The 8301-nt window shown below is 62.7% G+C and carries 10 protein-coding genes; 2 read left to right on the top strand and 8 right to left on the bottom strand.

Annotated features, from left to right (window positions below):
• Positions 1 to 248: 248 nt before the first annotated feature.
• From H5T60_08435 to H5T60_08400, 8 genes are all read right to left on the bottom strand, one after another.
• A complete protein-coding gene (locus H5T60_08435) occupies positions 249 to 812 on the bottom strand; it encodes a hypothetical protein (protein MBC7242457.1) in 564 nt (187 codons plus the stop codon).
• Positions 813 to 880: 68 nt separating this feature from the next.
• A complete protein-coding gene (locus tag H5T60_08430) occupies positions 881 to 1231 on the bottom strand; it encodes a DUF86 domain-containing protein (GenBank protein MBC7242456.1) in 351 nt (116 codons plus the stop codon).
• The gene (locus H5T60_08425; GenBank protein MBC7242455.1) at positions 1218 to 1559 is read right to left on the bottom strand and encodes a nucleotidyltransferase domain-containing protein; all 342 of its coding nucleotides are present in this window, start codon (positions 1557 to 1559) and stop codon (positions 1218 to 1220) included. Before H5T60_08425 ends, H5T60_08430 begins: the two co-directional genes overlap by 14 nt.
• Before the next feature lie 133 nt (positions 1560 to 1692).
• Positions 1693 to 3111: a HAMP domain-containing histidine kinase gene (locus tag H5T60_08420; protein MBC7242454.1), complete on the bottom strand. Its 1419-nt coding sequence runs from the start codon at positions 3109 to 3111 to the stop codon at positions 1693 to 1695.
• A gap of 90 nt (positions 3112 to 3201) precedes the next feature.
• Complete coding sequence (locus tag H5T60_08415; GenBank protein MBC7242453.1) at positions 3202 to 3675, bottom strand: ACT domain-containing protein; 474 nt, start codon at positions 3673 to 3675, stop codon at positions 3202 to 3204.
• Between the two features lie 41 nt (positions 3676 to 3716).
• On the bottom strand, positions 3717 to 4094 hold the full coding sequence (locus tag H5T60_08410; GenBank protein MBC7242452.1) for a response regulator: 378 nt from the start codon (positions 4092 to 4094) through the stop codon (positions 3717 to 3719).
• Positions 4095 to 4136: 42 nt separating this feature from the next.
• Complete coding sequence (locus tag H5T60_08405) at positions 4137 to 4520, bottom strand: response regulator (GenBank protein MBC7242451.1); 384 nt, start codon at positions 4518 to 4520, stop codon at positions 4137 to 4139.
• 81 nt (positions 4521 to 4601) lie between these two features.
• Entirely contained in the window at positions 4602 to 5447 is an 846-nt protein-coding gene (locus tag H5T60_08400) for a response regulator (GenBank protein MBC7242450.1), read from the bottom strand.
• A gap of 263 nt (positions 5448 to 5710) precedes the next feature.
• Here H5T60_08400 and aspS point away from each other — a divergent pair, with 263 nt between their 5' ends.
• Positions 5711 to 7504, top strand: a complete 1794-nt coding sequence (gene aspS, locus H5T60_08395; GenBank protein ID MBC7242449.1) for an aspartate--tRNA ligase — start codon at positions 5711 to 5713, stop codon at positions 7502 to 7504.
• Between the two features lie 174 nt (positions 7505 to 7678).
• Positions 7679 to 8301, top strand: a 623-nt coding sequence (locus tag H5T60_08390; GenBank protein ID MBC7242448.1) for a LysM peptidoglycan-binding domain-containing protein, incomplete at its 3' end; no start/stop codon positions are given.

Below are 8301 nucleotides of genomic sequence, written 5' to 3'. Positions count from 1 at the left end.
TGGCTATGCCCTGGATCCTCAAGCCCCGACTGATCAGACGCGCTCTCTTCACCTACCGATGGTCTCTCGCCTATGAAAGTGGGTAAGAGTCAGATCCTTTTGCTGTGTATGGGGCAGTGCGCGTGGAGGTGGGGAGGGTGTGGGAGGGCCGGCAGACCAATGCCGGCGGGTCCAGTCGGGGGAAGCACTGCGCCCAGCTTCACCTGTGGCACCAGTGGAGAGAAGCCGGCGTCAGGCGCAAGCGCGGGTTAGCCCGCCGCTGTGCTCGCAATGGCCTTTCCGCCATTGACACGATCATACTCCCAAATCGCCAGGTCAACTTCTTGGACAGACCATCCCAACTCTTGGGCTAGATTCTGTACCGCTCGAAGGTAGCGTTTGTAATCCGAAACAGAAAACGCTGTCCTCTCTTCACCAAACACCTGTCTCCAACCCCTGAAATCAATCACCGCATATCTCTCCGCAAATACAAGGGCCAGGATGGCCGATGCCACAGGAACGCCTACTCCCCGAAGCGAGCATAGTATCCCGAACCGCAACTCAATTTCATAATCTAGGTCAGGATGTTCGATAGAAAGTGCAGCTCCTGTTACGAACCGTACCACTGCATCCGTATTTGCCTTGCGCCTCTCCCGCTGTCTTCCGTACTGACCACGTAGTTTCCACTGGAGGACTCTATCAAGCTCGTCCAGCGTCAAATACATTGGATGACGTTCCTGCTTCATCCGAGCACAATGAGCCTTGAGATGCTCGGCGGAAGCGTAGTCGTCGCTGGCAGTCCTGTACGGAATAAGTTGAACCGCTGTGATCATCTTCGACAGCATCCAGGGTGCCTGAAAAAAGCCGGCCAACAGCCGGCTACAAGCGCGGGTTGGCCGGCCTACTCCTGTTCCCAACCCCCTGGTGGCAGAAAAGCATCCAATTTGTGCAACAGGTCAGGTACATCTCTGGTCGCCGTTCTCCACACCTCGTCCCAATCCACTATATCGTACCCGTGTATCAGGTAATCGCGCATCCCAGCCATCGCCGCCCACGGTATCTCCGGGTGTTGTTCACGCAACTCGAAGGATAGTCGTTTGACCGCTTCGCCAATCACAATCAACTGATAGAGCACGGCGGACTGGGTCTTGAAATCTTCCAGAAAATCCTCCTTTTGCAGACCCTGGACAAATGTCAGAATGGCGCGCGCAGCTCTGGCCATATCCAATAAGGTGCCTTCATCTCGCCTCATACGAAGCCGCCTTGTTCCCAGGAAAGATGATAGAAGCCGTGCTCAGGATCTCCTTGCGCCGTATCCAGTTCTGACTCCGTTCCACAGCGCGCTTCGTCACCAGGTCAACATCCCGCTGAAGCACAGCCTGGAGTTCCTGTTGCATTCTGATATGATCCAGCAAACTCCACTCTGCGTCATCTTCAAAGGTCACGATAACATCAATATCGCTCTCTGAATCAAAATCCGCGCGTAACACAGAGCCAAATACCGCCATTTCGCGAATCTTCCAGCGCCGGCAGAATTCGGCAATCGCTTCCATTGGAAGTATTTCTGCCAAATTTTTCATCTCACAACCTCCGCTACCCTTCACCTGTGTAGGTCGCCCTAACGGCCGGCGCCTCGCCTACGCCGCGCAGCACTATGCACCCGCCGATGACCTACACCCACCCCCAATTATATCACAAAAATTCCTCGCCGGTTTACTCCGCCGGCTCCTCCGCCGGCGCGGCCACATCACTGCGCGGCAGGACAAAGGTGAACTTGGCCCCCTTGCCCGGCGCCGAGCTGACCCAGATGCGCCCACCCAGGCCCTCCACAATCTGCTTGACGATGGATAGGCCCAGGCCGGTGCCGTGCGGCGCGATCTGCTTGGCCTCCTCCGTGCGGTAAAACTCCTGGAAAATCTTCTCCTGATCCTCCGGCGCGATGCCGATGCCGCTGTCCCGCACCGCGCCGATGATGGAGGTGGGGCGGTGGGAGAGGGTGACCTCGATATAGCCGCCGGCCGGCGTGTACTTGATGGCATTGCTGATCAGGTTCATCCAGACATGCTGGATCTGCTCCTTGTCCGCCAGGATCGGGGGCACGTCCGGCTCGATCTCCACCTGCAGGCGGAGGCGCTTCTCCTCGGCCGCCGGCCGCATCAGCTCCACCACCTTCTGGAGCACCTCCGCCACGTTCACCTGCTCCCGCTTCTCGACATGCTCCTGGATGCGGCTCAGGATGAGCAGGTCGTTGATGCGGTCCAGCAGTTCCAGCGCCCGCTGTTCGACGCGGGTGAGGATCTCCTCCTGTTTCTCCGCCGGCACATAGCCGCTCAGGATCAGCCGGACGTAGCTCTGTACGGCGGCAACCGGTGCCCGCAGTTCGTGGGCGGCCACCCGCACGAAGCGCTTGCGCGCCTCGTCTATCTCCTGGAGCCGGCGGTTCAGGTTGCTCAGCTCCTCGGCGCGGCGTTCCAGCTCCACGTTCAGCCGCACCAGCTCCAGATCCCGCGCCCGCAGGCGGGCCGAGATGCTGGTGGCCATCCAGGCGGAGAAGAACAGCGTCGCCAGGAAGGCACTGCCCGTGGATAACAGCGTCGTCCACCTGGCATAATAGCCAGGACATGCCAGCCCGCTCAGATAAATATGGGGGATGATGCCGAAGAATTCCAGCAGGACCATGGCGCCGTAGAAAACCGTCGCCACGGCCACGTAGGCGTAGGCGCTCTGCGGCGAGAGGAGGATGCTGGCGATGATGATGTGCAGCACGTAGAAGGCCCAGAAGGGGGTATCAATGCCGCCGGCGAAGTGGAGGAGCACGGTCAGACAGAGGAGGTCCAGCACCACCTGGAAGTGGATGAAGCGGCGGGCATAAAGGGCGCGCCGCGCCTCGTCGCGGATGCCGGCCAGCCGGCGGGCGATGAGGTGAAAGCCCAGGTTATAAGCGGCGATGAAGCCCGTGGTGGCAATCAGCGCGCCCAACGGCAGCGCGCCGGGCACAATCCGGTCAGCCGCCGCGATGGCCGCCAGCGTACCGACCACCGCCAGCCAGCGCAGGCGGATCAACCAGGCCAGGCGCTCCGCCACCTCCGCCTCGATGGGGGAGCGGAGGCCGGCGACCGCCTTGGCGGGCATATGGGGAGCCATGTCCTGCGGTCGTTCGCCCTGTGTCATATCATCTCACCCCTTGCTGTGCTGGCGGTGCCGCCGGCGGGCAGTGCGGTATCACGGCAGTTCGAAGGTGTCCGAAATCGCCTCCAGTGCGGATTCGGTGTCCTGGCGATTGATGACGCAGGAGACGGTGGAGATGGATGTGCTGATGGCGAAGATATTGATGCCGCGCTGGGCCAGGGCGGAGAACATGGCGCCGGCGATGCCAGGCCGCTCCCGGAAATCGGGGCCGAAGATGGAGATCAGGCTGACCTCGCGAATGAGGTCCACATGGCGCGCCTGGAGCATCTGGGCGGCGCCCTGCACCAGCTCGAAGGCGAGATCTGCCCGGTCGCGGTCCACGCACACCACGATATGGTCCTGGCTGGCCAGGTCAATGCACTGCACGATGAACTGGGCGCTGATGCCGTTCTGGCCCAGCGCGGTCAGCACAGCGGCCGCCACGCCGGGGCGGTCCGCAATGCCGGAGACGCGCACTGCCGCCAGTTGAGTGTTCTGGATAATGCCGCCGATCTTCGTCTTGGCCATACGCCGCCCTCCTGTGGAAACTGCCGGCCGCCGCCGGCGGCCTAGCCTTTACACAATGCGCGCACCTTCTCTGCCAGATCCTCCAACCGGACGGGCTTCACCAGCCAGCCCTGGATCTGCTGGAGCGAGCTGGCGGGGAGCATCTCGGCGACCTGGGATGGGCTGAGCGAGGAGATGACGAGGATGGGAGTGTCCCGAAGGTCCGGAAGCCGGCGAATCTGTGCCACCATGTCCATACCATCCAGGGTGTAGGTCATCATGACATCCAGCAGGATGACGTCGGGACGCTCCTGCTGGAGGATGGACATGGCCTGCGCCCGACTGCTGGCGGTCAAGGTCTCGATGCCGTGATGCGTCAGCACCAGGCGGGTGATCTCCAGAAAATCGGGGTCATCGTCGACAAGCAGAACCCGCGTCATTGCTCCTCGCTCCCCATCCCTGCGCGCCAAGCGGAGAAATTACTACTTTCGATGTGTACAATATTTCCCAACGATTGTCAACAGCTTGTCCGGCTGGACCGGTTTGGTGAGCCAGGCCTCGACCGGCACATATTCATCGGTGGGGAAGAGGCCGGCCTTGTCGGTGTCCATGATGGACGTCACCATGATGACCTTACAGCCCTTCAAGTCGGGGTTCTCGTGAATCTCATGGCTGATGTGCAGGCCCTCCAGCACCGTGTCCATCATGATGTCCAGCAGGACAATATCGGGCGGAGACTGGCGCAGTTTCTCGAGCGCCTGCGGCCCGCTCTGCGCCAGGTCCACCTGGTAGCCCTCTTTCTCCAGCACCATGCGGGTGATCTCCAGGAAATCAGGGTCGTCGTCTACTACCAGTACCTTGCACATGGTCATCCCTCCTTGCAATGTTGCGATACGAACGGCGATCGAAGTACCAAGGGCCGGCGCTGGGACAGCGAGGCGAAGGCCTCACCCGCGTTTGGCCAGGAGCCGGCGCACCTCTGCCACCAATCGGTCGGGCGCGATGGGCTTCGCCAGAAAGGCGTCGGCCGCCGGCGATGCGTCCATCGGGAACATGCCGGCGTAGGGCGAATCGGCGATGGAAGAGACCATCACCACCGGAATGCCGGCGAGCGATTTATCGGCACGCATCTCCTCGGCGGCATGCAGGCCATCCCAGATATCCCGCATCATCACATCCAGCAGTACCAGGTCGGGCCGGCTGAGGTGCATCTGCGCCAGCGCCTGTTCGCCGCTGGCGGCGGAGCTGACCTGATAGCCGGCGTGCGTCAGCACAGTGCGGCAGAATTCGACGAAGTCCGGATCATCGTCCACCACCAGGATATGGCCGGGGCGTGCCGGCGGGAGCCGCCAATCCGCCGGCGAGCGGACGGTCTCCAACACCTGCAGGACGGTGGTGCGGAGGATGCCGCTCTGCTGGCCAAGCGTATGCAGGAGGAAATGGGTCAGGGCACGCGGCCCGTCAAAGGCGGCTTCGACGAGCAGGTTCCATTCGCCGGCGATGAGGTACAGCGCGATGATGGCGCTCTCGCGACGCAGGGCGCCGGCGAGGCGCGACACTGCCTGCGGCTCGCACTGCACGCCGATAAAGACGTGGTGAGGATAGCCGGCGCGGGGCAGATCGAGCGCCACAGCCAGCCGTATCCAGCCCTCATCCAGCAGGCGGTCCAGCCGTTTGCGGATGGTGCCCTCGGCGACCCCCAGCCGGCGGGCGATCTCCACGTTGGCAATGCGCCCGTTTTCCTGCAGGATGCGGATGATGTCCCGGTCCAGTTCGTCCAGTTGTGCGGGCATAGGGTTCTCCATACCTGCGCGCCTATCTATATGATACCATATTTTGCGAAAAATGTCAATAGGAAAATAAAAAATTACGAAATTCGCAATCACAAGCGCTGTACGATCCCAGGGCCCGATAACTGTCCGGCGTGCATGCTTCCGAAACTGCCCGGCAGATGGAAATCACCACAGCGGTGGAGCAGGGCCTGCGCAGGCCGTTTGGAAGAATTCGCCCCTCGCGCTATAATAGCAGGAAAACTTGTGCACGAAGGAACAGGCCTATGATGAAGACCCATACTTGCGGGGAACTGCGGCGTTCGCATGTGGGACAGACGGTGACCCTCGCCGGCTGGGTGCACCGCCGGCGCGACCACGGCGGGCTTATCTTCATTGACCTGCGCGACCGCTGGGGCATCACCCAGGTGGTCTTCGACTCCTCCGCCTATCCGGAGGCCCACCAGGTGGCCGCCCGCTTCCGCAACGAGTACGTGGTCCAGATCACGGGCCAGGTGCGCGCCCGGCCGGCCGGCCTGGAAAACCCCAAAATGGCCACCGGCGATATCGAGGTGCTGGCCCAGCAGGCCGTCATCCTGAACGAGGCCAAGACCCCGCCCTTCTACATCAACGAAGACGTGGATGTGGACGAAACCCTGCGCCTGCGCTACCGCTACCTGGACCTGCGCCGGGAGCGCATGCAGAGGAACATGGTCCTGCGCCATCGCGTGGTCAAGTTCATGCGCGACTATCTGGACGCCCGCGGCTTCATCGAGATCGAGACGCCCATCCTCATCAAGAGCACGCCCGAGGGGGCACGCGACTACCTGGTGCCCAGCCGGCTCCACAAAGGGCGCTTCTATGCCCTGCCGCAGTCCCCTCAACAGTTGAAGCAGTTGCTCATGGTCGCCGGCATCGAGCGCTATTTCCAGATCGCTCGCTGTTTCCGCGACGAGGACCAGCGCGCCGACCGCCAGCCGGAGTTCACCCAGCTTGACCTGGAGATGTCCTTCGTGGACCAGGAGGATATCCTCCAGCTCATCGAGGGCCTCTTCATCAGCCTGGTGGAGGCCATGCGCCGGCCCTTTGAAGAGGGAGGCATGGGCCTGACCAAGACCATCCAGCAGATCCCCTTCCCGCGCCTCTCCTATGAAGAGGCCCTGAACCGCTACGGCACGGATAAGCCCGACCTGCGCTTCGGCATGGAAATCATTGATTTCAGCGACATCGTCGCCGGCTCCGGCTTCAGCGTCTTCGCCGGCGCGCTGGCCAAGGGCGGCAAGGTCAAGGGACTGTGCGTGCCGGGCGCCGGCGGTTATACCCGCAAGCAGTTGGATGAGCTGGCGCAGTACGCCCAGCGCCTGGGTGCCAAGGGGCTGATCTGGATGATCCCCGATGCGGAGGGGGTGCGCTCGCCGGCCGCCAAGTTCCTGACGCCCGAGGAAATTCGCGGCATCATCCAGCGCGCCGGCGCCGGCCCGGAGGACCTCATCCTGCTGGTGGCGGATCGGCCGGAGGTCGTCGCCGAAGTGTTGGGCGAACTGCGGGTGGAGATGGGCCGGCGGCTCGGCCTGATGGATGACAACGTGCTGGCCTTCTGCTGGATCGTGGACTTCCCCCTGCTGGAGTGGAGCGAGGAGGAACAGCGCTACACCGCCAAACATCATCCCTTTACCTCGGCGCGCGATGAGGATTGGGACCTGCTGGAGACCAACCCAGCGGCGGTGCGCGCCAAGGCCTATGACATTGTGCTGAACGGGTACGAGGTCGGCGGAGGAAGCATCCGCATCCACCGCCGCGACCTGCAGAACCGCTTGTTCCGCGTGCTGGGCCTCTCCGACGAGGAGATCCAGGCGCAGTTCGGCCATATGCTGGAGGCATTCGAGTACGGCGCGCCGCCCCACGGCGGCATCGCCCCCGGCATTGACCGCATCGTCATGCTGTTGGCCGGCGAACCCAACATCCGCGAGGTCATCGCCTTCCCCAAGACCCAGTCGGCCGTGGACCTGATGACCGGAGCGCCTTCGCCGGTATCCCCCAAACAGCTCCAGGAACTGCACATCCGCATTGTCGAAGAGTAAGCCAGCACCGCCGGCGGGGAGGGAAACCCTCCCCGCCGCTTCGCGCCGAGAGCTTTTATCTTAAAATCCTCCCACAGCCCTATGCAGGGCGCACAAATCCTGTATAATGTAAGCGTGTACCATCGAGGACATGGTGCTCTGCCATTCCACTCGCAAGGAGGCTGTCAGGTGGATATGCGCGCCCGCTGGGTTTCCGCTCTGCTGATGGCATTACTGCTGTTCGCCGCCGGCGCCCTGCCGGCCCTGGCCCAGGAACCGGTGCATATCGTCCAAGCCGGCGAGACGCTGAGCAGTATCGCCGCGCGCTACGGCGTCAGCGCCCAGGCCCTGGCGCAGGCCAACCAGCTCACCAACCGCGACTGGATCTATGTCGGACAGCGCCTGCGCATCCCCTCACAGGGCACCAGCGCCTCGGCCGGCGAGCCTGCCGGCTATCACGTGGTGAGCTACGGCGAGAGCCTCACCGCGATCGCCTGGAAGTACGGCGTGAGCGTGGAAGACCTGGTGCGGGCCAACGGCCTGCCGAACCCCAACTTTGTGTTCGCCGGCCAACGGCTGGTGATCCCCTCCGGCAGTGCCCAAACGGCCAGCGCCGCCTCCACCGCCAGCGCCGGCAGTGACACCTTCCACATCGTGCAGGCCGGGCAGACGCTGACCAGCATCGCGGCGAGCTACGGCGTATCGATCAGCGCCATCATGCAGGCCAACGGCCTGCGCAATCAAAACTTTATCTATGTGGGGCAAAGGCTCCGCATCCCGTCCCCGGGCTCTGCGCCGGCCTCATCCTCCGCGATTCC

It is taken from the genome of Anaerolineae bacterium (assembly GCA_014360855.1).
Classification (GTDB): Bacteria; Chloroflexota; Anaerolineae; order JACIWP01; family JACIWP01; genus JACIWP01.
This window is presented reverse-complemented; position numbering and strand designations above follow the sequence as displayed.